The organism is Plectonema radiosum NIES-515 (assembly GCF_025753815.1).
GTDB classification, from domain to species: domain Bacteria; phylum Cyanobacteriota; class Cyanobacteriia; order Cyanobacteriales; family Nostocaceae; genus Hassallia; species Hassallia radiosum_A.
In genome coordinates, this window is record NZ_JAOWRF010000319.1 from 1 (window position 1) to 23,981 (window position 23,981).

General features: G+C 40.8%; 23 protein-coding genes. 10 read left to right on the plus strand and 13 right to left on the minus strand.

Features of this window, described 5'->3' with window-relative positions; genetic code table 11:
- Window positions 1-232: 232 nt before the first annotated feature.
- The 4 genes from OGM63_RS22550 to OGM63_RS22565 all read right to left on the minus strand — a co-directional run bounded on the left by OGM63_RS22550 (window position 233) and on the right by OGM63_RS22565 (window position 4,161).
- Window positions 233-685, minus strand: coding sequence for a hypothetical protein (locus OGM63_RS22550; RefSeq protein WP_263747902.1), 453 nt, complete (start codon window positions 683-685; stop codon window positions 233-235).
- 315 nt (window positions 686-1,000) lie between these two features.
- Window positions 1,001-1,417, minus strand: coding sequence for an ATP-binding protein (locus OGM63_RS22555; RefSeq protein ID WP_263747903.1), 417 nt, complete (start codon window positions 1,415-1,417; stop codon window positions 1,001-1,003).
- A gap of 3 nt (window positions 1,418-1,420) precedes the next feature.
- On the minus strand, window positions 1,421-3,181 hold the full coding sequence (locus OGM63_RS22560) for a SpoIIE family protein phosphatase (RefSeq protein ID WP_263747904.1): 1,761 nt from the start codon (window positions 3,179-3,181) through the stop codon (window positions 1,421-1,423).
- Between the two features lie 260 nt (window positions 3,182-3,441).
- Window positions 3,442-4,161 carry a response regulator transcription factor gene (locus tag OGM63_RS22565; RefSeq protein ID WP_263747905.1) on the minus strand — a complete coding sequence of 240 codons (720 nt, stop codon included), beginning with the start codon at window positions 4,159-4,161 and terminating at the stop codon, window positions 3,442-3,444.
- Window positions 4,162-4,529: 368 nt separating this feature from the next.
- Here OGM63_RS22565 and OGM63_RS22570 point away from each other — a divergent pair, with 368 nt between their 5' ends.
- Together OGM63_RS22570 and ftsE are read left to right on the plus strand one after the other, a co-directional pair.
- A complete protein-coding gene (locus OGM63_RS22570) occupies window positions 4,530-5,282 on the plus strand; it encodes a WecB/TagA/CpsF family glycosyltransferase (protein ID WP_263747906.1) in 753 nt (250 codons plus the stop codon).
- Between the two features lie 263 nt (window positions 5,283-5,545).
- Window positions 5,546-6,292: a cell division ATP-binding protein FtsE gene (gene ftsE, locus OGM63_RS22575; protein ID WP_263747907.1), complete on the plus strand. Its 747-nt coding sequence runs from the start codon at window positions 5,546-5,548 to the stop codon at window positions 6,290-6,292.
- A 158-nt stretch (window positions 6,293-6,450) separates the two neighbouring features.
- Here ftsE and OGM63_RS22580 read toward each other — a convergent pair whose 3' ends face one another.
- Together OGM63_RS22580 and OGM63_RS22585 are read right to left on the minus strand one after the other, a co-directional pair.
- The gene (locus OGM63_RS22580) at window positions 6,451-7,230 is read right to left on the minus strand and encodes a hypothetical protein (RefSeq protein ID WP_263747908.1); all 780 of its coding nucleotides are present in this window, start codon (window positions 7,228-7,230) and stop codon (window positions 6,451-6,453) included.
- Window positions 7,231-7,377: 147 nt separating this feature from the next.
- Window positions 7,378-7,857 (minus strand): hypothetical protein, encoded by a 480-nt coding sequence (locus OGM63_RS22585; protein WP_263747909.1) that lies wholly within the window; start codon window positions 7,855-7,857, stop codon window positions 7,378-7,380.
- Window positions 7,858-8,422: 565 nt separating this feature from the next.
- Here OGM63_RS22585 and OGM63_RS22590 point away from each other — a divergent pair.
- A complete protein-coding gene (locus OGM63_RS22590; RefSeq protein ID WP_263747910.1) occupies window positions 8,423-9,322 on the plus strand; it encodes an alpha/beta fold hydrolase in 900 nt (299 codons plus the stop codon).
- A gap of 180 nt (window positions 9,323-9,502) precedes the next feature.
- On the opposite strand, the gene OGM63_RS22595 is transcribed toward OGM63_RS22590, so the two are convergent.
- Window positions 9,503-10,036 (minus strand): DUF4330 domain-containing protein, encoded by a 534-nt coding sequence (locus OGM63_RS22595; RefSeq protein WP_263747911.1) that lies wholly within the window; start codon window positions 10,034-10,036, stop codon window positions 9,503-9,505.
- 364 nt (window positions 10,037-10,400) lie between these two features.
- Here OGM63_RS22595 and OGM63_RS22600 point away from each other — a divergent pair, with 364 nt between their 5' ends.
- The gene (locus tag OGM63_RS22600) at window positions 10,401-11,252 is read left to right on the plus strand and encodes a M48 family metallopeptidase (protein WP_263747912.1); all 852 of its coding nucleotides are present in this window, start codon (window positions 10,401-10,403) and stop codon (window positions 11,250-11,252) included.
- A gap of 48 nt (window positions 11,253-11,300) precedes the next feature.
- Here OGM63_RS22600 and OGM63_RS22605 read toward each other — a convergent pair whose 3' ends face one another.
- The gene (locus OGM63_RS22605) at window positions 11,301-12,086 is read right to left on the minus strand and encodes a metallophosphoesterase family protein (protein WP_263747923.1); all 786 of its coding nucleotides are present in this window, start codon (window positions 12,084-12,086) and stop codon (window positions 11,301-11,303) included.
- Window positions 12,087-12,532: 446 nt separating this feature from the next.
- Here OGM63_RS22605 and OGM63_RS22610 point away from each other — a divergent pair, with 446 nt between their 5' ends.
- Together OGM63_RS22610 and dcm are read left to right on the plus strand one after the other, a co-directional pair.
- On the plus strand, window positions 12,533-12,817 hold the full coding sequence (locus tag OGM63_RS22610; RefSeq protein WP_263747913.1) for a DUF2470 domain-containing protein: 285 nt from the start codon (window positions 12,533-12,535) through the stop codon (window positions 12,815-12,817).
- A gap of 46 nt (window positions 12,818-12,863) precedes the next feature.
- Window positions 12,864-14,174: a DNA (cytosine-5-)-methyltransferase gene (gene dcm / locus OGM63_RS22615; protein WP_263747914.1), complete on the plus strand. Its 1,311-nt coding sequence runs from the start codon at window positions 12,864-12,866 to the stop codon at window positions 14,172-14,174.
- A 102-nt stretch (window positions 14,175-14,276) separates the two neighbouring features.
- On the opposite strand, the gene OGM63_RS22620 is transcribed toward dcm, so the two are convergent.
- The gene (locus tag OGM63_RS22620; RefSeq protein WP_263747915.1) at window positions 14,277-15,053 is read right to left on the minus strand and encodes a Tab2/Atab2 family RNA-binding protein; all 777 of its coding nucleotides are present in this window, start codon (window positions 15,051-15,053) and stop codon (window positions 14,277-14,279) included.
- A 447-nt stretch (window positions 15,054-15,500) separates the two neighbouring features.
- Between OGM63_RS22620 and OGM63_RS22625 the strand changes: the two genes are divergently transcribed.
- Together OGM63_RS22625 and OGM63_RS22630 are read left to right on the plus strand one after the other, a co-directional pair.
- Entirely contained in the window at window positions 15,501-16,298 is a 798-nt protein-coding gene (locus OGM63_RS22625) for a LysM peptidoglycan-binding domain-containing protein (RefSeq protein WP_263747916.1), read from the plus strand.
- A gap of 158 nt (window positions 16,299-16,456) precedes the next feature.
- A complete protein-coding gene (locus OGM63_RS22630; protein ID WP_263747917.1) occupies window positions 16,457-17,464 on the plus strand; it encodes a DUF1350 family protein in 1,008 nt (335 codons plus the stop codon).
- Between the two features lie 254 nt (window positions 17,465-17,718).
- Here the strand turns inward: OGM63_RS22630 and OGM63_RS22635 are convergent, their stop codons facing one another.
- The 4 genes from OGM63_RS22635 to OGM63_RS22650 all read right to left on the minus strand — a co-directional run bounded on the left by OGM63_RS22635 (window position 17,719) and on the right by OGM63_RS22650 (window position 21,538).
- Window positions 17,719-18,750 carry a DMT family transporter gene (locus OGM63_RS22635; protein WP_263747918.1) on the minus strand — a complete coding sequence of 344 codons (1,032 nt, stop codon included), beginning with the start codon at window positions 18,748-18,750 and terminating at the stop codon, window positions 17,719-17,721.
- A 301-nt stretch (window positions 18,751-19,051) separates the two neighbouring features.
- Window positions 19,052-19,729: a response regulator transcription factor gene (locus tag OGM63_RS22640; RefSeq protein WP_263747919.1), complete on the minus strand. Its 678-nt coding sequence runs from the start codon at window positions 19,727-19,729 to the stop codon at window positions 19,052-19,054.
- A gap of 96 nt (window positions 19,730-19,825) precedes the next feature.
- Window positions 19,826-20,140: a hypothetical protein gene (locus tag OGM63_RS22645; protein WP_263747920.1), complete on the minus strand. Its 315-nt coding sequence runs from the start codon at window positions 20,138-20,140 to the stop codon at window positions 19,826-19,828.
- A gap of 45 nt (window positions 20,141-20,185) precedes the next feature.
- Complete coding sequence (locus tag OGM63_RS22650; RefSeq protein ID WP_263747921.1) at window positions 20,186-21,538, minus strand: 2Fe-2S iron-sulfur cluster-binding protein; 1,353 nt, start codon at window positions 21,536-21,538, stop codon at window positions 20,186-20,188.
- 341 nt (window positions 21,539-21,879) lie between these two features.
- On the opposite strand from OGM63_RS22650, the gene OGM63_RS22655 reads away from it, so the two are divergent.
- Both OGM63_RS22655 and OGM63_RS22660 read left to right on the plus strand, forming a co-directional pair.
- Window positions 21,880-23,145: a GAF domain-containing sensor histidine kinase gene (locus OGM63_RS22655; protein ID WP_263747922.1), complete on the plus strand. Its 1,266-nt coding sequence runs from the start codon at window positions 21,880-21,882 to the stop codon at window positions 23,143-23,145.
- A gap of 229 nt (window positions 23,146-23,374) precedes the next feature.
- Window positions 23,375-23,981, plus strand: a 607-nt coding sequence (locus OGM63_RS22660) for a transcription antitermination factor NusB (RefSeq protein WP_318528526.1), incomplete at its 3' end; no start/stop codon positions are given.

The following is a 23,981-nucleotide window of genomic DNA, read 5'->3' on the forward strand; positions in this document are numbered from 1 at the left end:
GGAGTTAGGAGTTAGGAGTTAGGAGTTAGGAGTTAGGAGTTAGGAGTTAGGGGTTTGGAGTTAGGAGTTAGGGGTTTGGGGTTTGGGGTTTGGAGTTAGGGGTTTGGGGTTTGGGGTTTGGAGTTGTAGAGACTTCGTATTTCGCGTCTCTACAAGGAGGGGAGGAGCGGAGTTAGGGATCTTCCAACTAACACCGAACAACTAACAACTAACAACCAACAACTAACAACTCCTAACTCTTGGTAACTGTCGCTTTCTCAAAAGAGCGCAGGAGCATTTTTCGTCCTAAATCAATATCTGATGCTGCACACAGCCAATCTGGGTGTGCAGTCATCAACAAACTATCTAAAGTCTCTTGATCGAATAGATGCCAGACTAAAGCTTCATTAATTTGAGTTTCTACAGCATAACAGTTGAGACTGACACAGTAAATCGTGCAAGCACTGGCAATTCTATTCAAAGTCATTTGTTTGCCAGGACTGAGTGAGCGAAATTGCTGCATCGCTTGCTTCAATTCACTGAGGCAAGATACTGTTAACCCAGGGAGTGCTATTGTCAGATTGCTATCTCCATTCACTGCAATCCAGTAATGACGACTGGGGTCAATTCCTACAAGCCAAGGTGATTCATCATCAAGGCAATAGCGTGGCGACAAATAAAAGGCTACTTCCATAGGAAAAATCATGACGCGTGCTTTTCATTTTTTTGCTGATTTGGTGAATCAGTCGGCAAGAACCGTTTCCGTTCCGTCGAACTGATTCTCCCGTTGGGTGACAATCAAGGTGGGAGCTTTTTTGGCACAAAATCGGCAAAATGTGAGTTAATGTTTTAATATTTAATGATGAAAAGCTATAACTCAAATAAACTTAGGAAAAATTTTAAGTTTGTTAACAACTCTCAATATGTAAAATACGTAGTCAGCGATTTATCGCTTAATTTGCCCACTACGTGCCCACTACGAGAGCAAAGTTTTTTCAACCTTCTGGCTTATTTGCCTAGTTCATTCAGACACAGTGATTTCTAACTTGAGACAGTTACCACCATCACTCTGCAACTGGTATTCCACTTTATCCATTAAACGATGCATAATCAGCCAACCATAACCGCCTTCTTGCTTGTCCAGTGGGTCAGGAGGAAAGTAGGTAGACATATCAAAGCCCTCACCGCGATCCCAAACTTCTAAGGCTATATCTTGGTCTTTGAGTTCCAAGCGAATTAAAACTGGCGCATTGGGCTGATCTTTGTGGGCGTGACGTACTGCGTTTGAGTAAGCTTCCACCAAAGCTAGCCGCAAACGACTTGATAGCCGTGACCAATCAACTGTCTCTCCTAACTGGATTTTTAAGCATCCTAGGAGCCAGTTTTCCACGATGCTTAAAAACTTCAAATCACTTGGTACATGAAGCTCACTTTTCATTACTTACATAACCTCCAGTGAGAGAATAGTTTGGTCATCTTCTTGAACGTTGTTGTCTCCTTGGATGCGGGCTAGCAAATGGTTGAGAGAAAGTGGTTTCGGCTCACTTTTTAAGAGTTGCCAAAGACCTTCTTGATTCAACATAGAATGGCTAGCTGGCTGTGTGCCATCCACAGTTTTTTTGTTTAACTGCGTCTGGTTTAAGACCATTGCTTCAGTAATACCATCACTGGCAAGTAATAACATATCTCCAGCAGAAAGAACTAATTGACCAGACAGTGCTTGCCATTTGGGTAAAATCCCTAAAGGAATGCTGCGTACCTTGAGGTAATTGGGATTTTCTGCCAAATTTGCGCTTGCTGTCCAATGCATGGGATATATGTGACCGGCATTTGCGTAAACTAGTTCCCTAGTGGTGGGGGTATAACAAGCTAACACAAGGGTGATGAAGCAATTGTTGCTGATCAAGTCCTCAGATAAAGCATGGTTGAGATTTTGCATAATTACGTTTGGCGGTGGGGGCAATTCTAGAGATAATTCGCGGCGCAAAACGGAAATAGCACTTGACATGAATAAAGCTGCCGGGACACCTTTGCCGGAAACGTCACCGACTGCTAACCACAAGTCACCTTTAGGATGAGCAAAAACTTCAAAAAAATCTCCTCCTACTTCGCGAGCAGGGTAGCAGCAAGCTTGGATTTTCGTGCCTTTGATTTGAGGTAAGCTTTGGCGCAGCAGGTTATTTTGTATTTGGCGGGCAACTTCTAACTCGGTGCTGATTTGTTGTTGTTTTTCTTGCAAGCGTTGATAGAGTTTTGCTTGGGAGAGGGCTAAAGCTGCTTGTTCGGCGACTCCGGTAATTAGCTGGATATCTTCATCTGGCCAAGTGCGATGGCCTTCGCCCTTGGCTAGCGTGTCCGTTGGCGTTGGCACAGAAGCCTCTCGTTCGCGGAGCCTCTCCGACAGGAGAAGAGAAGGACTCTCGCGTCCTTGTTGATATAAAGCAAGAACCGCTAACAGTTGTTGCTGATAGCTTATAGGTACAACTAGTTGATGACAGCAGCCGTTTTCTACCTCTTGAGATAGCTGATATTGACGGGTTTCAAGAACTTTTTCAATCAACAAGCTGGGGTCAAAGGTGCAACACTTGATGGAAACTTTGGGATTTTGGTAAGAGTACTCATCTACAGTCAGGCGATCGCTTTCTACTGGTTTGAGTAAACAACAAGTCGCTTCAAATGTCTGTCCAATAATGGCGACAATCTGTTGCAGCATACCGCTGTAGTCGAGAGACTCGCGAATTGCTGTTGTCACCGCATTAAACAAAGATTCTCGCCGCAAAGCGCGACGCAACTCGTGGGTGCGTTTCTTCAACACCAGATATGTATCAACCGCTTGCCAGACTACTGCTTTCAGGCGATCGGGATTCCAGGGTTTAGTAATATACTTAAACACCTGACCGGAGTTGATCGCGTCTACCAAATCCTCCACATCAGTAAAACCTGTCAGCAAAATCCGAATCGTATCCGGAAAGCGATCTACTGTGCGACTGAGAAATTCTGTGCCGTTCATCTCTGGCATTCTTTGGTCAGAGATAATTACAGCCATTTCGCCTTCTTTGTCTAAGATTTCGATGGCATCTCGTGCGTGACTTGCTCTATATACTTGAAAATCTCGCCTAAAAGTGCGGTAGAGTAAATCTAAGTTATCTGGCTCATCATCCACCACCATCAGCTTTAGTTTGCCTACATCTGTCTCAGTCATATTTGACTTTATTTTTCAGATTCTTTAATAGTGAGATTTTGCATTATTTATCTCACCTGATAATTAACAAAACAATAAAAAAGTCAGTACTCATTAAAGAGAAGATACCCACTTTAAAGGTATAAATTCCTCAAAGGTGTAAACTTACCTTTAATCGTCAAAACTCATTAAAGAGAAGATACCCACTTTAAAGGTATAAATTCCTCAAAGGTGTAAACTTACCTTTAATCGTCAAACTTGGCTATGGTTGGCGATTAATTTTATCCCACTAAGCCAGAACGCAAGGCTCTGACTGCTGCTTGGGTACGGTCATCAGCACATAGCTTATTCAAAATATTTCGGACATGAGTTTTCACCGTTCCCACGGTAATGTACAGTCTTTCGGCGATTAATGCATTACTACAACCTTCGACTATCAACTGTAACACTTCTAACTCTCTTTCTGTCAGGGTGTATGGGTCAATAATTTCTTCATTTTCACTTTGATCTTGCTTTAGGGGAAAGCCTTTACTATCCACTGATGGCACTTCTGGCTTGGATGTATTTTGTTGTGCTTGTTGTAAAACTATGCGAGCGATCGCTGGATCAATCCAAGAGTTGCCATTGTAAGTTACTCGCACTGCTTCAAGTAAATTATCAAACCCGATATCCTTCATGCAGTAGGAATCAGCCCCAGCCGCAAAAGCTGCCAGCACCGCTTCTTTATTATCCCGCAATGTCAAAATTAACACTTTGGTTTCTAAATGTTGTTGACTACCAGTAGATTTTACTTCGCGTGTCAGCTCAATGCCATCCTTATCTGGTAAACCAATATCTATAATGGCGATATCTGGATGTAACGTTTTTAACATTTTCATTCCTTCCGCCGCAGTCGCAGCTTCGCCGACAACTTCAATTTCATCCTTTTGTAGTAGTGCTGTTTTAATACCCACACGGGTTAGGTCATGATCTTCAATCAGAGCTACACGAATTTTACTCATAATCAACTTCCGCCCGTTACACTACCTTAACTGTAAAATTGAGTTTGCTAAAAAGTCGTAGCAGATGCAGTTTTAAAACATCTGAAAAACATATCAAGGTGCTTTGGAAGTCAAATACATAAGAAGATTGCCCGTGAAGTATGGTATTTTTTCTTATGCGAACATGGCTAACAATAAAATCAGGACTGCTTTGGGACAACTAGAAGCACTCAATATCAATTAGTTTAACGGTAATGGGGCATGGGGAATAGGGAGATGGAGTAGAGACGTGACTAGGAACGTCTGTGGCGTTCTTGATGGGGAATTTGGAACAAATTTGATAGACTATCGTTCGATGAACTTGGTGTGAGGCTAATCAAGAATAGGGTATGTCTAAACGCTATAAAGTCTTTTCGGTTTTGGGACTACCGATTCATTTAATGACTAACTATCCCAACTGGTTGCTAGAGCGACTGCAACAAGGTGAGGGAACTCATGTGGTAACGCTGAATGCAGAAATGACTATGCAAGCAGAGCGGAATACATCTTTAGCTAAGGTGATTCAAGCTGCTGAATTAGTGATTCCAGACGGAGCGGGGGTAGTTCTGTATTTACAGTTACTATTAAGGCAAAAAATACAACGTTGTCCAGGAATTGAGCTAGCAGAAAAACTGTTGCAAGAAGTTGAGCGTCATACTGAGGCAAAAGTTTTTTTCTATGGAGGTGCACCGTCATTGGCTGCGACAGCCGCAGAGTTTTGGCTTTCTCAATTACCGAAATTGCGTATAACAGGTACTCACTCCGGTTACCATTCAGAAGAAGAAGAAGAAAAATTACGACAAACTCTTAGCCAATTACAGCCTCAAGTGATTTTTGTCGGTTTGGGAGTGCCGCGTCAAGAGTTATGGATTGCTCAAAACCGACATTTGTGTCCTCAAGCAATTTGGATCGGCGTTGGTGGTAGTTTTGATATTTGGTCGGGGACGAAATCTCGCGCTCCTGCGTGGTTGGGAGATAATAATCTCGAATGGCTGTATCGGCTTTATCAAGAACCTTGGCGTTGGCGCCGCATGTTAGCTTTGCCAGAATTTGCTTGGAAAGCTGTAGTTTATCGGTTAACGGCAAGAGGTGCAATTAGTTAAAAATCGCCCTGCGCCAAGAAATAGCCCTCAGACTGGAAGTCTGGGGCTATACAAACAAAGCCCACCTTCGTGGGCTATAAAATCTTGGTAAAGACGTTCCAGCGAAACGTCTCTACAATCAAACCTTGGTAAAGACGTTCCAGCGAAACGTCTCTACAATCGTGTGAAATGATAAATTTGGAGTTTTTGGTGTTGAATTTGTGATTCCTAGGTTCTGCCTGGGAATCCTTATTTTAAAGCTAATGTGTGGGGAAAATCCAGCAATGCCAGTATTAACACCGAAAGAAACCACTGAAAAATCTGTTCATTTTCAGGAGAAAGAAACTCAAGGACGCAGTAAAAGTACTGTGCCGATGGTGGAGTTGCGCTCGGTGACAAAAACTTATCACAATGGCTCTCAAGCGTTATTTGATTTGAATTTGTCGGTAAAACAGGGAGATTTTCTGTTTATTACTGGTCCTAGTGGTTCGGGTAAATCAACGCTGTTAAAACTGCTGTATGGTGAGGAGTTGCCAACACAAGGAGAGGTGATTGTTGATGAGTGTAATGTGGCAACGATGAAAGGCGATCGCTTGTCTTTTTTGCGCCGACGTATTGGCATTGTATTTCAAGACTACAAGCTAATTCCCCAGCGGACTGTGGCGGAAAATGTCACTTTTGTCTTGCAAGCTCAAGGATATACCCGGAAGGAAATTCTACGCCGCTTAGAACCAACTTTAAAGTTGGTAGGTTTACTTTCCAAAGCTCACTGCTTTCCCGATCAACTTTCTGGGGGGGAACAACAACGGGTGAGTATTGCACGAGCGATCGTCGCTACACCACCGCTAATTTTGGCAGATGAACCAACTGGAAATCTCGATTTTGATAATTCTTGGCAAGTGATGCAAATTCTCCAGAAGTTAAACTCGTTTGGAGCAACGGTAATTGTTACCACTCACGATGAACAGTTGGTGCGACGGTGCAATCATCCTGTGGTACAAGTTCGTAATGGTCAGTTGTATCGAAAGTAGTTGCTTAGAGCGTTGACGGTCAATGGTCAATAGTTATCCACTATCCACCATCCACTATCCATTAACTAATACAGCAGATTTCACTCCTTAGTTCGTACATGTATAAAACCCCTCTCCTTGATTAGACTATTCTGTGCTACGTCTCTACGTGTATTCGATTAGATCGATAGGGTGCCGTATGTATGCTGTTTGACTTTGGTGGAGAGAGGCTTCAAAGGAGTTGCCAGACCAGATGATATTTGTTCTACTAAATCTAGTGCTTGCAAACTCTCAAAAGCAGCTTCAATAATCATGACTTCTTTTTCACGACTAATAAAAAGTCGCAAGCATTCGCTAATATTTTGCTGTACAGAAGAGTCAATGCGGTTATTGGTCACGAATTTGGTGAGCCGACGCAGCGCAATCAAACGCTTCAGGGGGTCTTGTTCTGTCAAGGTGAGCAATAACCGATCTAGTTGTTCTTCTTCTCGAATGCTGTAAAAGCTGACGATTTGCCACACTAATAAAATTATAGTTAATAGTGTGCCCAAAGCTTGCAAAATTGCACCCGCCGCAATCCAAGGACTGTTGGAGTCAACCCAAATAGCAGCAGCCATGTAAGTGCTGAGGGTGGCAATACCACCACTTGTAACTGATAAAGCTAACCGACGGTTGGGACTGTTAAATAATTTACGAATTTTTGACCAATGCGATCGCCAATCCCACCGCTGCATTGAGTAGACTAAAACCATTATCCCAACGCCGACAATAATTGCCAACAGCAGTTTCCAGTTCCACAAAAGCATCGCAATGACAATTGTCAAAAACCCTAAGTATCCTCCAGGTTCTCGGTATGGTTGAAAATTTCGTTGCTTTGTGGCTCTCCCTGTCTTGAATAAAAGCGACCACTTTGCAAGCTGGTTGAGCAATTGCTGCCAAGAAGATGAAGCCTCTGCCACAGTGTTTACCTAAGGGAATTACAAGATTGCTTAATATATCAGTTTTCACTGATATCTGGGGTCTAGTTCACAATCAATATACTCTAAAAAGATACCTATAATTAGTCTGATATAACGATTTTGTCAAGGAGTTTTTACAGTTTTGTTTTAAAAACAGAAACTAAAGTCATCAATGATGAATTGACCATCAAAAGTGTTGAAGGTAATGCGGTGGATGTCATTCGCTGTTAAAGATAATAACGTGCTGGGGGGCAGCGCCGAGTCAGAGTTGGCAAGATTAGCTGCTGGTAGTGCTGTTTGGGTGAGTAGTTGGTTGTTTTGATCGTAAGCGCAAAGTACTAACCGCTGCGAACTTGTGACAAACGTACTAACGGAGCAGACAGGACGCAGGAAAGTAGCTTCTAAAAATCCGCTTTTGGGTGCCCCCATCAACACTGTCACCCCCGAATGAGCGGGAAATGCAGGGTTTGAGGGTTGTATGGCGATAGAATTATTAAATATGACACCCCACTGCTCATATTGTCGCTCCACAGCTTCAAAGCATTTCAAATCTTCTAAATTCAAACAAATACAAGTAGGTACAGCTACCTGTTCTTCGTCAATATCTATTTTATTTTGACTTGGCAAAGCTGAATCTATTGTTTGTTTTTCAATACTTATGTATTTCCCACGTAAGAATTTACAGTCTTCAAACGTTGGTACTTTATTCGATTGAAGAGTAGCCTCCTTTATCATGATGCCCCGCTTTACCATTGCCTAGAGAATATTTTAGTTACTAGCTACATCGGATTGATTATTTCTCGGTGCAGAACTAGAGTTATTAAGTGATATTAATGAAAAATTCGAGTATTCTTCATACTCAAAACTATCGGTAATATTTCTGACATAATAACATAAATAATTTATCAATTACCTCTATTCTAAGTAATACCCGCTACAAAGAGAAAACCTTTAGTGACGGTATTTTCGAGCATCAATCTTTGTAGAAACTGAAAAAAAAATCACAAAGTCTTTACAAGTAAGGCACTAGTTTTACATTTACTTAATCAGACGTAGGTGAGAGGTTGTAAAGTTCTCTGTTCGTCGATGATAAGAATAGTGGGAAATTTCAATTCCACACCCTAAGTGTTAGGGACAGATGAAGCAACTATCATTGGCGTTTAGGAACTATAACAGAAAACACAAAACATCTATGTTTCAGCCATTGGGATTTGAGCAACGCTCTGTAAATACGTCGCTGGGCAGAGTAGTATATTATACAAATGTTGGTTTGCCTTATGAGGATGAGATAACTGCCGGCACACAAAAAGAAACTTTAGTGTTTCTGCATGGCTTTGGTGGTGGTTCTTCTGCGTATGAGTGGTCAAAAGTTTATCCTGCTTTTGCTGCCGAGTATAGAATAATAGCACCAGACTTGATCGGATGGGGTAAATCTGAGCATCCAGCGCGAAATTATCAGATTGATGATTATATAACGACGATAGGTTTGTTTTTAGAGCAGACTTGTACAGAACCGGTGACAGTAATTGCTTCTTCGCTGACAGCAGCGTTTACAATTCGAGTAGCGATCGCTCATCCTGATTTATTCAAGTCGCTGATTCTCACTTTACCTGCCGGACTTTCCGACTTTGGCCAAGACTACTCCCGCAGCATTTTTGCCCAAATTGTCAGCGTTCCCATTGTCGATCGCTTGCTGTATACTACAGGAATTGCTACTAGTTCTGGTATTCGCAATTTCTTAGAACAACGGCAATTTGCCGAATCTAGTCGCGTGTACTCAGAAATTGTCGAAGCTTATTTAGAATCTGCACGTCAGCCGAATGCTGAATATGCAGCGCTGTCTTTTGTGCGTGGTGATTTGTGCTTCGACTTATCGCTTTACATTCAACAATTGACAACTCCCACAGCGATAATTTGGGGGCAAAAATCGCAGTTTACTGGTCCAGAAATTGGTCGTCGTCTCGCAGAAATGAATCCCCAAGCAATTCGCGTTTTTCTAGAGTTGGAAAATGTCGGATTAACCCCACAGCTAGAATTGCCTGCGGTGACTATTGGTTTAATTCGGCGATTTTTGCCTTTGTTGAATAGTTGATCAATATATAGCAGTCCACAAATTCCAAAAGATCCCCAACTTCTTTAAGAAGTCGGGGATCTGCATCTGTCCTACATTTTCAATGTCCGTTTAATTGACATTAATAAAAAATCCGAAATCCTTGTAGAGACGTTGCATGTGCTACGTCTCTACATCATATGTAATAAACCTGTCTTGGTATTACTTGTCTTTGAATCTTAAATCGATCACAGTAGCATTAAAGTTGTAATTAAAACCTTCTAACTCAAAAGGCATCCCAATTTTAACTTTACTATTACCTAAAACTGGTCCAGTTTCAGTGATATTCGCTTTGCCTTCTAAAGTCAAAAGCATATCTCGACTAAAATTGTTACCTCTAGGATCAGGCAATTCTTTGATCGAACCATCAGATTGAGGAACTGCTAAAGTTCTGGGTAATTCTTGAATAGATTTAATCGCAATTTGACCGTAGGGTTGATTGCGGATAATAATGTTAGTTTTTCCACCTTTTGCAAACCCTCTTTCATATAACTGTTGCGGGTCGCGTACATTCAATCCTCGAACAACTAAATCTACCTCAATTGGTACTGTTTTAGAGTTAATTTGAGCAACAGAACCAGAAGTTCCCGGAAAGACAAAGATGCCGAATATTACTAGTAAGATTACCAGCGTGGCACCGAAATCGAGAAGGTTGATTTTACCGAATAAGCGACCTTTGGAATCTAAAAGAGCCATAACCAGTTTTCAATTCTTAATAGCGGAATAATTGATTGTTGCAACGCCGTGTATAGTATAGAACCGCTTACCAGGAGTTGCTTGTTCTAAAAGCGGCTGGGATTCTCGGTCATGCGACAGTGTATCATGACGTGCCCAAAAGAAGTGCAAACCAAAGTGAAAAGGACTAGGTGACAATTTTTAGTTGCTGTGAGAATAAAAGCCTTAGAGAATGTTTTTTGTAGTTAGCCAGCCTTTTTGACTCATGTTTTGCGGCGAATTGAGCGATCGCGCCCAGTTTAGTATTAAGTAAAATGCAACTTAGAATTGCATAAATCCGTCCTCTAGTTTTACGTTCTCCTAAAATACTCAGCTGTGCCGGATTATGATGAATTGGAAAGGCTTAGTAAATTACGGTTTTTGGCGACATCGCTTGATTTATCCGTTGATTTCGGTAGTAGTTGCCTTGAGTCTTTGCTTGAATACACCTCTACCAGGCAAGGCTATAGATTTATTGCCTCTCATTTTGCAAGGTGCTCAGTTATTTCAGCTTTCTAATATATCCGATTCCCAAGAAGTGGATCTTGGTAAACAGATCAATCAGCAATTACAAGGCAGTGATATTCGTCTTTATCGTAATTCACAAGTAAATAACTACGTCCGGCAAATTGGACAGCGTTTAGTGCCATATAGCGATCGTCCAGATATTCCCTATACTTTCCAAGTGGTTGATGATGACGGTATTAACGCTTTTGCGACAATGGGAGGCTTTGTCTATATCAACATCGGTACAATCAAAGCCGCAGACAATGAAGCCCAACTAGCAAGTGTAATCGGTCATGAAATGGGTCACATTGGTGGAAAGCACGCACTCAAACAGATGCGGCAAAAAGCACTTGAAAGTGGACTGTTAACAGCAGCAGGTTTAGATCGAAATCAAGCGGTAGCTCTTGGTGTGCAAGTAGCGAGAAACCTTCCCCGCAGTCGTCAAAATGAATTTGATGCCGATCAAAGAGGATTAAAAACTTTGACACGCAGTGGTTATGCACAGTCAGCGATGCCTGCTTTTATGCAAAAATTAGTATCAAAGGGTTCTACACCAGGATTTTTAAGTACGCACCCAGCAACAGGCGATCGCATTGAAGCGCTCAAACGTTCCATTAACTCTCAACCTAGCAATCGCGGTGAAGGATTGGATGGTGCAGCTTATAAAGCAAATATTCGACCTTTACGTTAAAATCCCCTGTCCCCAAGGAGTCCCCTTCTCCCCAAGGAGTCCCCTTGATCACGCAGTCCCCCTGTCCCCCTTGATCACGCAGTCCCCCTTGATCACGCAGTCCCCCTTGTACCCAATTTCCACCGGATTGATGTTCGTCACAGCTTCCTCTAAGGGCAGAGTGCGAACACAAAGCTGGTTGACGTTGACTTGATAAACTAGGTTATTGGTAATGTCGAGTCCCGTCAACCAGCCACTGCGGTGATGATAAGCTCCTGTATCTATATCTAACCATCCGGGTCCTTGTGCTAGTAACCCAGGCGCAACGCCAGGTAAAGTAAAGGTGATGGTGTGACCGACAATAATCAGTTTATCTGCAAAGTAGGGCTTTTTCATGCTGTGAAATGCATCTCGCACCCAGCAAAACTGATCGGCTGTTTGTTTTGCCAAAGGGATTAACGGATCGACACCAGCATGAGATAACCAAACATCTCCTAAGTCCAGATATGTAGGCAAACTTAGCAACCATTCAAGATGATCGTGAGGAATAATCCCTTCTTGATAACTGGCTACAGTGGCTTGTCCCCCACTTTCAAGCCATGATTGCATAATTTCGGGGGTGATGGATCGAGAAGTCAGAATATTTAAGAACATCTGCTCGTGATTGCCAAGCAGACAGTGATAGCGATTTTCTTTAACAAAATTTATGACGTGTCTACTCTGAGGTCCACGATCAATTAAGTCTCCGAGAAAATAGACTTGATCGTCTGAGTCCGGGGCGATCGCCTGCAACAATATCATTAAAGCATCATAGTGACCATGCACATCCCCAATTACAATCCGGCGGTGCTTGATTTCACTCATCGATTTTTGGCTGGAATAACTCTGCTTAATTAAGCTACAGTTTTACCTAAATAAATTTCGGATTCACAGGTAAAAAATATTTCATCTCTTTTATTTTTATTTCCGGAAAATTAATCAATGCGGTTGACAAGCGATCGCTTCTCAAAAAGCTACGTCTCAAGCGATCGGCGAACATTTCCACCCCTGGCAAGCACTCTTATTAGAATACTTAGCTGGCACCATCAATAATTTGATAATTTGTATAAAAAAAACTAGTTATTCTGAATAATTAAATTACAGCAGTTTTCACTATTATTAGAGTATACCGCTCTTGTAGAGACGTTCCGCCGGAACGTCTCTACTATATTTCCGCCGGAACGTCTGTACTATAGTAAATTAGGATACTGTTGGTCATTCTTTAGTTTACAATCCCATTAGCATCAACAAGGAGTCAAGCCGTGTCTGAACAATTCTCAACTGAAATTAGCTCACGCATCTGCAATCACATGAACCAGGATCATGCTGATGCTATAGTTCTTTACGCTCAAGCTTTTGCTGGGTTAGCGGATGCGACAGCAGCAGAAATGCTGGCAATCGATGCTCAAGGTATGGATTTGAAAGCCCAAGTGAATGGAGAAGCTGTACCAGTTCGCATTCAATTCGACCATACTTTAGCAGATGCCCAAGATGCTCATCATACGTTGGTTGACATGATCAAGCAATCGCGGGTTAAAGGAAAATGATATAAAAGCGTGTTTTGTAGTGGGGGAAAAAGACTAATTTGTATTTATGCCAAAAATTCGGTTTGTAGATTTATTTTCCGGAATCGGGGGAATTAGATTAGCTTTTGAAGAAGCTGCTAATTCTTTAAATATAAAAACCGAATGCGTATTAAGTAGCGAAATTAACCCAGATGCTCAATTAGTATATGAAAAAAACTTTCAACACAAGCCTTTAGGTGACATTCACCTGATAGATAAACTCCCAGAACATGAGTTTTTATTAGCTGGGTTTCCTTGTCAGTCTTTTTCTCATGCTGGTAAAAAAGAAGGTTTCGGAGATACAAGAGGAACGTTATTCTTTGAAATTACCAAATTACTCGACACATATCAACCACAAGCTTTTTTGTTTGAAAATGTCCGAGGACTTTATAGCCATGATAACGGTAATACCTTAGCAACGATTAAGCATGAGATTAAAAAGAGAGGTTACAGCTTTGATGCTTTTTTGCTCAACAGTGCTAACTTTGGTTTACCGCAAAACCGTGTCCGAGTTTATCTATTAGGCATTTTGAATGCTTCTCCTAACTTTGACTTGATTTGTGATGTTGGTTTTCAAGATTCTCACTCCTACAATACTCAGCAACTATCTTTATTTTACTCATCCAAAAAATATGTTACTGTTGCCGATATTTTGGAAGATAATCCAGAGAGAAAGTATGATTGTTCCCCCCAATTTGTCAATGCTTTAAAACAAATCTACAACCAAGATTTAAATCGATTGCATGGAGTGCGATTAATTGATTATCGTGGGGGAAATTCGATTCATTCGTGGCAATTAGGATTGCGGGGAAAGTGTAGTGTAGTTGAAATTGAATTAATGAACCGTTTTATTTTAAAAAGACGGAATAAAGAATTTGGTCAAGAACAAGATGGTAAGTTGTTAACTAAGAAGCAAATAGCTAGTTTTTTTGAGCATCCTAATTTAGAAGAGATATTAGATGCGTTGGTTGCTAAGAAATATCTCAAGCTGATTAATGATAAATATAAACCTGTATCTGGCAACTTTTCTTTTGAGGTTTATAAATTTGTCGATCCAAGTAAGATTTCTGTAACTGTGGTTGCTAGTGATGCTAATCGGTTAGGAGTATATCATAATCACAGAGTGCGACGACTGACTCCTCGTGAAGTCGCACGTTTACAAGGTTTTCCCGATAGCTTTATATTGCATCCCAACGATGATAAAGCTTATTATCAATTGGGAAATTCTGTGAGCATTAATGTAGTAAAAGCTGTGGCTGAAGAATTGATTAGGAAAACATTGTATGATGGTCAAGAACAAACAGATAAATTTGAGCGATCGCTTTCCATATTGCACTAATTCTACTTCATAAATATAGCGCTTCTCGTTTGAATCAAGTACAGATTTATCTGCGTCGAGGGTGCGTTCATCTGCGGTTCCTTAATTCTTTACTGAAATCGCTTATTCTGTCTGTAATAACCAAAATCCGGTATAAGTCATCCCGGAATCATCAGGTTGAACTAACAAAAAATGCAACCCTTTACTTTGTTGTTTGCGCTGTTCAAACATTTGAGCAGAAGCGGCAACTTCTGGATCTGTAAACGTCGCGACAATGAATCTATCTACCAAACCAGCTTCTAATATTAAACCATCCGGGGCGCCAGTCATGTAAGAAAACGACACGGGACGGACTTGTTGTAACCACCGCACCAAGCGCATCGATTGCCTTCCACCATAGATTATCACACCTGGGACGGGCAGTGTTGAGGGTAAACCGAGATTAATCGGTTTGAGATATTCTGGCATATGTAAAATGGGAATTGGGCGATCGCTAAATGCTTCTTCAATATCAGCAGCGATCAAAGTCGCAAAACGCCATTTTTCACCCCAGAGATTTTCTGGTAATGGTGTTGGGGGTGGTTTATCCAGCGCTAAAGGATATTCTTCTTGTAACCACTGCTTCAAAGCCAAAGTGCGTCTAGTTGCTTCGACATTTATTCCCAAGTTGCGTCCAGCAGCTTCAATTAAACTTAAAGACTGGGGACGAAATACTTGAATTACATCTGGTAGATGTTCCCCAGATGCTAATTGAATTTGCTCCCCAACCCAAGTAGAATTTGCTTCTGATTGAAGACAGCTAGCTTGATATTCAAAGCTGCGAGTTGCGTCACAAATCAACAATTGCCAAAATGCATCCGCTTGGGGACGACGATAAAAATCAGCTTGCCAAATTTTCATATTTAGTCTGTCTTAGTTATAAGTTATTGGACTCCTGGCAAAAGTTTTTATTAATAACTTACCTACTCCTTCACGAACGGGACGAACCGCTCCAGAACCAGAGGAATAAAAGAAGGGAGAGGTATTTTGCGCTCAATCCTCAAATTATCTGCTTTTCCTTAGTCACTACCGAGAACTAGGTAAGCAATATTACTCAAGCCTTCCAGAGCGCTGTTATTGAACCATTGCCGCTATTGTATATCTTTTCTAGTCCAATCATTGCATAACTTGATTTGGTTCACACCTATTAAAAATAGAGAAAGAAAGCTTTGCAACTAAAATTAAAACCTTCACTAAAGTAGGTAGCGGTTAAACGACAGAAGTAAACTTCTATCAATGCGTGAAACCTAATTTTTTGTTGCTCACAAATACGTCGGATAAAACTTACACAATCAGGATTAGTAACTCATGCTTATTTCAACCTTTGAAGTTCTGCTTAAGCCACAATTTCCTAAAGATGCCCCATCTTTTCCAGGAGGTATGGATATCTCAAAACTTAGTCGTGCAGTTATCGAAGGCTATTTCTTAACTATTGCGAATACAAACTCTTTTGATGTGATAGCATCTCTGATATTCACACTAGAGTTTCCACAAGACACTACAGTTGGACTACCTAAGAGTTTTCGAGACTTTATCGATGCTGTTGATATAACCGGCAAAAATATTTTTCCTGGCAACAACTCACCAGCTCAACTCATTCCTATACTCACTCCAGAACGTAACAAAGCACGGTTAACGTTTACGATTCCTAAAAATGCCACAAGTTTAGTTATTTTGCAGCCTGATTTTATTTCCCAGCCACAATTGCTTAAAGATACCAACTTTGAATCTCGTGGATATGTGGAACTTTTTGTTTCGTCGCAATCAAAGTCAGACTCAGCACAACTTTTAGTAACACCCCAGTTGCGAGGAACATTCTATAAGGATTTGAGTGCTGCTAATTTTAGTGATGTTGGACTCGATCAAATTGCTTACGATCTTCCGACAGCAACTGGAAGCTCTCTTTTTAATTTCAAACTGAGTAAAGATCCGATAGCGGGTGCAACATATGTTGTGCAACCCAAAGATTTTTTATTCTCAATAGCTGAAAAAGTTTATGGAGATGGCAATAAGTTCACAGTCATTTACGAGGCTAATAAAAATGTGATTGGAGCTGACCCTAAAGTGATAGAAGCTGGACAGGTACTTTTCATTCCAACACTATAAGCAAGTAATTCAAACCGGATTTTATTTTCCAGTAGTATCTCACAGCTACTGGAAAATAGATTTTCGTAGGTATTGCATAAATGTTGATAAATAAATCTACAACCAAGTCAAGATATCTACAAACCTCTGATTTTTGATATTGCCAGGTAATAAAAAATATGAATCCAAAACTGAGATTTCAACCAGTTTCTCACAGTTGGGTTGCACTTCATCCACAACCTCAAGGTGTAATTCAATTTGTAGCGGGGGCTTTTTTTGGTACGTTTGCTCCCATGCTTTTCTATCGCTATCTAATTCAGTCTTTATTTGAGCAGGGGTATACAATTGTCCTCCTCCCGTTTAATTTTACTTTTAATCATTATCTAGAAGCTGGTTTTCTCATCAGAGAACAATATGAAATTTTGCCAGAACTTGTGAGAATGGCAAGTTTTGAGGGCTATGATTATGAACCCTATCTAGATGATAAGAACTTTTATTGGATTGGACACAGCCTTGGCTGTAAATATATCTGTTTGTTAGAAGCATTTACTTCTCTACCGAATCAGCCTCAAGTTTTAGAACAGTTCATTCGCAAGCTGATGTTTAATACTTCCGATGAGGCACAAATCCAAAGTGTTATTGCAGATATTAGCATTCTTGTTGATGAATTGACGCAAAAGATTGTTGAAGTTCGCAAACTAGTTCATCTTTACGTCGGTCGGGATGTGAAAATTGCCAGTATCTTTATTAAAGGGCAGGTATCTATCTTATTAGCTCCTGATATTAGTGACACGTCCAGCGCAATTAGACCGAAATTTTTGGCGAATTTGTTCGATAAGATTGGCTGGGGTGTGAAACCAACTCCCGAAGAAACCTATAGTTTAATCAAAGAGAGCGATCTATTTAATCTCCTGGGGTTAATTGATTTCAAGTCAGATAAGATTGCTAAATCAACTTGTGAATGGTTTATTAATATTAGAAAAATACCACATAAAAATTTTCATAATCATTTAGAAGGTGGACATTTAAGACCTCTAGGTATTCGCTTGATAAGTCATGTCATCAATTTTTTTCATTCACTTGTGATTGAATCATTTGAAAAAAGAAATATAGGATTTGATATTTATGTGATTCAATTGCTCAAGGATCTAAAACAAATTCAACAAAAAAAGGATCGATCGAAGTAGGCTGTTACAGCAAGATGGTTTTGGTGATAAGCTGTGAGGCAATTAACATTTATCGTTGAGGGAGAGGGGGGGGAGGCAAAGGAAGTGAAATTGTAACCGCAACAGCTTAATGGATTTTGTAGTGTGCTAGATTGGATTGATAAGTTAGAATCAATTGTTTGGGCATATTCACCGATCGCCTAATCGTTAATTCCTTTGCCATTAGCATCTTAAGAGAACGCGATCGCACTACCATCCATCTAATTCTTGTAATATTAAATTCCCTTAAATCCAATCTTGTTTTCTATTGTTTGCTTTTCTTCTGTAGAAGATTGACGCCAAATACCAACTTGACTTAAAAATATACCAAATAAAATCACACCACCACCAAGATATTGAGCCTGTGTTGGGGCTTCGGCTAAAATTAAATAAGCTGCCAAGATGCCGATGATGGGGATAAACGAGCTAGCTAAAGAAGCCATAGATACGCTACAAGCTCTCAATCCCCTAATCCAAAATGACTGACCGACTACGACAATTATCCCAGCATAAGCAAACATCCATCGCCACAAAAATGGTGAGAATGCATTCATAAAATGGTCACCACCATAAAGCCTTAAAGCCAAAAAGAAAAATATTACAGTTCCTAAAGCGGTACGAAAAATACTGTAAATTCCTGCGGGTATCTGCAAGAGATATTTTATGGTAATAACTATAGAGACGGATAAAGCTACAGATCCAACCGCAGCCAGAAGTTCTCCAACACCTATATGGAAACCTCCCGCACTCATCATCATTGCATTTGTCGGGGGTTGAAGGGTGATAGTTAAGATAACACCAATAAAAGAGGCGATCGCTCCCACAACTTGCCAAATATTCACTCGTTCTTTCAACAACCAAACAGATAAAGCTAAAGTCAAAGGTGGTTCTAAACGTCCAACTAAAACGATATTATTAACTTGAGTTAACGCCAATCCCTGAAAAATTAAACCAGGGGCAATCGCTCCAGATAAAATTGCTACTATCGTCAGATTAAACCAATTCTTAAATGAAAGTTGCTTCAAAGCTACTTTGTTCCAATCTCGCCAATAAATTGTTATGAGAATTATTAAAGCACAGAGATTTCCGACGAACAAAACATTACAAAGAGAAATTGGATTAGTACCCCCGATAAGGTTCTCGGCACCAATTTCTGTTATCTTCCGCGTCACTGCGCTAGATGCACCAAAAATCGAAATGGCTAGCCAGAGATAGGTTTGTCCACTAATTCTAAAGCTTTGACGATGGGAGCTTCTCAGTTTGGTCATAATAACATCACTGTAATGAAAGCACCATTAACAATACTATACTTCTGTGATGAAATCAGGGCGAGATGGATCTGAGAAAATCCTGAATCTTGGAGTGCGATCGCCACTTGTTAAATACTAAATGAATGTAGAGACGCGAAATTTCGTTGTAGAGACGTGAAATTTCGTTGTAGAGACGCGAAATTTCGTTGTAGAGACGCGAAATTTCGTTGTAGAGACGTGAAATTTCGTTGTAGAGACGCGAAATTTCGCGTCTCTACAAGGGGTTCAGGTAACGCATCATAAGCATAGCGGTCGATGTCTAAATATCCCGCAAAGCATACCCCACACCACGCACAGTATGAATCAAGCGTTTTTCGTTTTTTTCTTCTAGTTTGAGGCGCAAATAACGAATATAAACTTCGATAATATTAGAATCACCCATAAAGTCATAACCCCAAACTTTCTCTAGAATTTGGTCTCTAGTGAACACTTGACGGGGACGGCAAAGAAGATATTCTAATAAATCAAATTCTTTTGCTGTTAGTTCAATTGCTCGTTTATCCCGATAGACTTGACGAGTGCGGCGATTTAAACTTAAGTCTTCAAACTGCAATAAATCCTCATCTGTTTCTTGAGTGCGGCGTAAATGTGCGCGAATTCTTGCTAGTAATTCTTCAATACTAAAGGGTTTAACTACATAATCATCGGCTCCCGCATCCAAACCGGCAACGCGATCGCTTACTTCATCTTTTGCTGTCAACAAAATCACTGGTACTGAGCTACCCGTCGCTCGCAGACGACGACAGATTTCTAATCCTGTTAGCCCTGGTAACATCCAATCTAAAATTGCTAAATCTGGCGATGATTCTCGCGCTAGTGTTAAACCTGTGACACCATCATGCGCCACACTAACAGTGTAACCTTCGCTATTCAATTCTAATTCTACAAATCGCGCTAATTTAACTTCATCTTCCACTAACAGAATATGCGCTGTCATATTTTTACTCTTAAACCAGGTAGAGGAAATTTGTCAAGCCGCAAACTAAAGCACGCTTAACGCATTATGCCTCAAGCCTATGACGCGCGATCGCGATCAATCAATCTCCGTTTCTTCATCGATAGATGTTTTTGGGGATTTTCCGGCAATAGCTTTACGGATTTCGTCTAGTTCTTTTTTGGGAACCCAGTCACTGGCAGGAGTAACTCTATACTCGTCTGTGCGTCCTGTACGCTTAGTTTGCGTCACGAAATTAGCGAAGCTGGGCACCCTAAAAGTAGGATTTGTGATAATATGCTGGCGATCGCATGACCCGACAATTATTACAGTTACCTCCGCAAGAGTATAGCCGCTTCTTACTCGAATTATCCCGTGAGGAGTTGTTGAGGAGATTTGGTAGCGTTTGAGCAAAATAACTTGGATTATGTTACCGAGCGATCGCGATGAAGAAAGAGGCTAAATATCCAGCACAACTCTAGAACTCCCAGGTTGAGAAATACAAATCAACACCGAACCTTCATCAATTGTTGCGCTTGGTTCTTCTTCATAATTAACTTCACCTGTACTGATTTTGCACATACAAGTTCCACAAATACCTGCACGACAGCTAAAGGGTGGATTAATATCATTCGCTTCGGCAAATTCCAGAATGTTGCCATCTCCTTGCTTCCAAGTTAGGGTTTTGCCCGATTTAGCAAAGACAATTTCCGCTTGTTGAACATTATTACCGACGCTTGCTGTAGAGGTTTGATTAGAAGAAGATACAGGCATCGGTTTACCAAAAGATTCAAAAAAGACTCGGTTTTTAGGCACTCCCGATTCCTTGAGTCCTTCCATAATCGACTGCATAAAAGATGGAGAACCACATAGGAAATACTCAGCATCTTGCTCAATTAAGTCTTTAATTAAAGCAGCATCAACATAACCAATGCTTTGGTAGTGTCCTTCATCTTCAGTTCTGGGACGGCTGTATCGAAAATGCACATTTAGGTTAGGATGTTCTTGAGGGATACCTGCGGTGGGCTTCGCCAACGCCATCACCTCCTCTCGAAAAGCATGGAATCTGCCATCCCTAGCACCATGCACAAACCAAATGGGGCGATTAGGCTTGAGGTAAGTTGCAGATGAAGCCATACTAAGCATGGGAGTAATTCCTACACCATTACTAATTAGTACGGCAGGGATGGACTTTTGTACATCGAAAACAAACTTACCGCTTGGTGGTTTTGCCGGAATTATCGAGCCTTCTTGAATGCGATCGTGCATAAAATTAGATGCTACACCAGGCAGCACATCTAAATCTTGAGGAGCAGGTTCTCGCTTAATCGATAGACGATAATATTCACAAGGCTGAGGATAATCAGAAAGCGAGTAGGTGCGAATTACAGGCTTATTTTGTCCAGGTATATCAAGTTTGATTGTCAAGAATTGACCCGGTTGAAAGTTAGGAATTTCGCTATTGTCTTCGGGCTTTAAGTAAAAAGAGGTAATTTCTTCGCTTTCTTTCACCTTGCGAAAAACTACAAAATTTCGCCAATCTGTCCAGCTATTATTGTCAGATATCGATTGATTTTCACTAATTTTTGGCGATTTTTCCGGATTTGTACTTTTATAAACCAAACCAAATACCGCACCGCAACCCGTCCCAAAAAGTGTGGAATATACACCAAGCTGATATGCTAATTTATCTTTGGTATTTGTCCCACCAATTATCAAACCTGCGACTAAAGTTGCGACTGAACAAACTGTAGCCGCTGCTGTTACACTTCTGACTAATGGATTTTGAATTCTTCCCAAACTTTCGAGCATAGCTATATCAATTAATCATGTAACTTTTGCTGCTGACTATAATTCATTTTGGCGGGAAAATTAGTCTACAGATTATAATTTTCTAAGGATTGACCTGAAAAAAGCTGATATTTTGTTTAGAAAGTTCTTATCAATTTCTCAGCTAAAAATAATATTTAATTTTCCTCACTATGTAAATTAATGTTTAGAAATGTGAATTTTCAGAAAATTCATGTATACTAACATCAGTCTTATCTAGTAAAATCTGCATAGCAAATTATGCAAAGTCACAACGACACTACGAATAATTCAAAAAGTGTCAATTCTCACCTTACTTTGCGCTCACCATACAATAAGCATCAATGAGCAAGAAGAGTGAAGATAAAATTTCGTTTGATAAACAGCAATGGCAGCACGAGCAGCAGGCAATGGCACTTTTGTCTTCTTTAAACTACAGAACTGGCGAACTAAGTAGTTATTTACACAATATTGCCAACGGAATTAGTGACCTAATTAAAGTAGATTGGACAGTAGTGACGCTATGCCAGAAAGGTTTTGAGAAGGTACTAGCAAGCAGTATTGATATGGGTGACGGTGAGCATGTTTATTCACTACATGGTTCGCTAACTGGCACAGTTATAGAAATGGGTCAGTTATTAACAGTAGAAGATGCTCTTAAATATCCAGATTATGGAGAAGTTCCCGAAGGTTATTGTTCATATTTAGGAATACCGTTACGAACTGCCCAAGGTGAAGTTATTGGTACTATCTGCGCTTTTCATCAGCAGGCACGGGAGTTTACAAAAGAAGAAATTCAAATTGCCGAACTGTTTGCCGATCGCGCAGCTACAGCAATAGACCATTATCATCTTTATCAGCAACAATGCCAATTTAATCAAGTTCTAGAAGCAAAGGTAGAACAACGTACCCAAGAACTGCGGGTAGCGCAAGCCAAGCTTGTAGAACAAGAACGGCTGGCAGCAATCGGTGAATTTGCCGCCATAATTGTACATGAGATTCGTAATCCCCTGACTACCACAATTATGGGATTAAAGTATTCTCAAAAAAACCTTTTGAGTGAAGCTGCTCAAGAGCGATTATCCTTAGCGGTGAATGAAGCCAGTCGTCTAGAACGATTGTTAAGTGAAATTTTGCTTTACGCTAAACCCCAGATATTGCAATTGTGTGAATTGGATGTAAATGAATTTTTAAATGAGTTGCTAGTAACTCTTTGCGAAATGCCAGAAGCATTATCACGAAAAATCGAATTTATTCCGGCTTCCAGAGCAGTGAAATTCCTGGGAGATAAGGATAAACTTAAACAAGTTTTTATTAATATTGTTCGCAATGCTTGGGAGGCTGTCTCACCAGGAGATGTCGTCAAATGTGAAGTAGATTATTCCTGCGTCGATCAAGTCTGCATTCATGTCTGCAATGGCGGCGAGCCAATTCCCCCAGAAGTTCTATCAAAGCTCACTCAGCCGTTTTTCTCGACAAAATCTACTGGTACAGGCTTAGGACTTGCTATTACTAAACGCATTATCAATGCTCATGGTGGAGAATTATTTATTCAGTCTGAGGTGGTAGGTGGTACGAGGGTGAGTGTAAAATTGCCTGTTGCTAATTAGGCGGTACGCTCGCACACTAGAAAATTTAAAATATATATTAGATATCTCCAGAAAACAATGTAGAGACTATTCTGTGCTACGTCTCTACAAGGGTTTAGGGCAACGCATAATAAGCATAGCGGTCGATGTCTATTAGACATCTGGTAGAAAAGACGTAGAGACGCGAAATTTCGCGTCTCTACAAGGATTTTGGGCAACGCATAATAAAAGAACGGTCGATATGTATTATATGATTAACTCCCGTCAACTAGCTTTTCTTGCCTTGCGAGAGGTTCACAAGGGGGCTTATGCTGATGTTGCCCTCGATCGAGTGTTGCAAAAAGTTAAATTGAGCGATGCCTGTAATGGGCTTCACCAACGCCAATCTGATGAAGAGTTGAGCGATCGCCGTTTGCTGACAGACTTAGTTTATGGCAGCACCAGAAGACAGCGCACTCTCGATGCTCTCATCGACCAACTCGGCAAAAAAAAATCCCACCAACAACCCCCATACCTCCGCACCATTTTACATCTAGGTTTATATCAACTGCGCTATCTAGAGCGGATTCCGCCATCAGCTGCTGTTAATACCACTGTCCAACTAGCTAAAGAAAATGGCTTTTCTGGACTGACGGGTTTTGTTAATGGTCTGTTGCGAGAGTATATCAGAAGAGGAGGGGGGGATGGGGAGAGGGGGGGACTTCTTGGGGGACTCCTTGGGGACTCCTTGGGAGACAAGGGAGACAAGGGAGACAAGGGAGACAAGGGAGACAAGGCAGACAAGGGAGACAAGGGAGACAAGGGAGACAAGGGAGACAAGGGAGACAAGGGAGACTCCTTGGGGACTCCTTGGGGAC

Coding starts and splice junctions, on each gene's coding strand:
- OGM63_RS22550 (WP_263747902.1), bottom strand. CDS start 685: ATGATTTTTCCTATGGAAGTAGCCTTTTATTTGTCGCCACGCTATTGC.
- OGM63_RS22555 (WP_263747903.1), bottom strand. CDS start 1,417: ATGAAAAGTGAGCTTCATGTACCAAGTGATTTGAAGTTTTTAAGCATC.
- OGM63_RS22560 (WP_263747904.1), bottom strand. CDS start 3,181: ATGACTGAGACAGATGTAGGCAAACTAAAGCTGATGGTGGTGGATGAT.
- OGM63_RS22565 (WP_263747905.1), bottom strand. CDS start 4,161: ATGAGTAAAATTCGTGTAGCTCTGATTGAAGATCATGACCTAACCCGT.
- OGM63_RS22570 (WP_263747906.1), top strand. CDS start 4,530: ATGTCTAAACGCTATAAAGTCTTTTCGGTTTTGGGACTACCGATTCAT.
- ftsE (WP_263747907.1), top strand. CDS start 5,546: ATGCCAGTATTAACACCGAAAGAAACCACTGAAAAATCTGTTCATTTT.
- OGM63_RS22590 (WP_263747910.1), top strand. CDS start 8,423: ATGTTTCAGCCATTGGGATTTGAGCAACGCTCTGTAAATACGTCGCTG.
- OGM63_RS22595 (WP_263747911.1), bottom strand. CDS start 10,036: ATGGCTCTTTTAGATTCCAAAGGTCGCTTATTCGGTAAAATCAACCTT.
- OGM63_RS22600 (WP_263747912.1), top strand. CDS start 10,401: ATGATGAATTGGAAAGGCTTAGTAAATTACGGTTTTTGGCGACATCGC.
- dcm (WP_263747914.1), top strand. CDS start 12,864: ATGCCAAAAATTCGGTTTGTAGATTTATTTTCCGGAATCGGGGGAATT.
- OGM63_RS22620 (WP_263747915.1), bottom strand. CDS start 15,053: ATGAAAATTTGGCAAGCTGATTTTTATCGTCGTCCCCAAGCGGATGCA.
- OGM63_RS22625 (WP_263747916.1), top strand. CDS start 15,501: ATGCTTATTTCAACCTTTGAAGTTCTGCTTAAGCCACAATTTCCTAAA.
- OGM63_RS22630 (WP_263747917.1), top strand. CDS start 16,457: ATGAATCCAAAACTGAGATTTCAACCAGTTTCTCACAGTTGGGTTGCA.
- OGM63_RS22635 (WP_263747918.1), bottom strand. CDS start 18,750: ATGACCAAACTGAGAAGCTCCCATCGTCAAAGCTTTAGAATTAGTGGA.
- OGM63_RS22640 (WP_263747919.1), bottom strand. CDS start 19,729: ATGACAGCGCATATTCTGTTAGTGGAAGATGAAGTTAAATTAGCGCGA.
- OGM63_RS22650 (WP_263747921.1), bottom strand. CDS start 21,538: ATGCTCGAAAGTTTGGGAAGAATTCAAAATCCATTAGTCAGAAGTGTA.
- OGM63_RS22655 (WP_263747922.1), top strand. CDS start 21,880: ATGAGCAAGAAGAGTGAAGATAAAATTTCGTTTGATAAACAGCAATGG.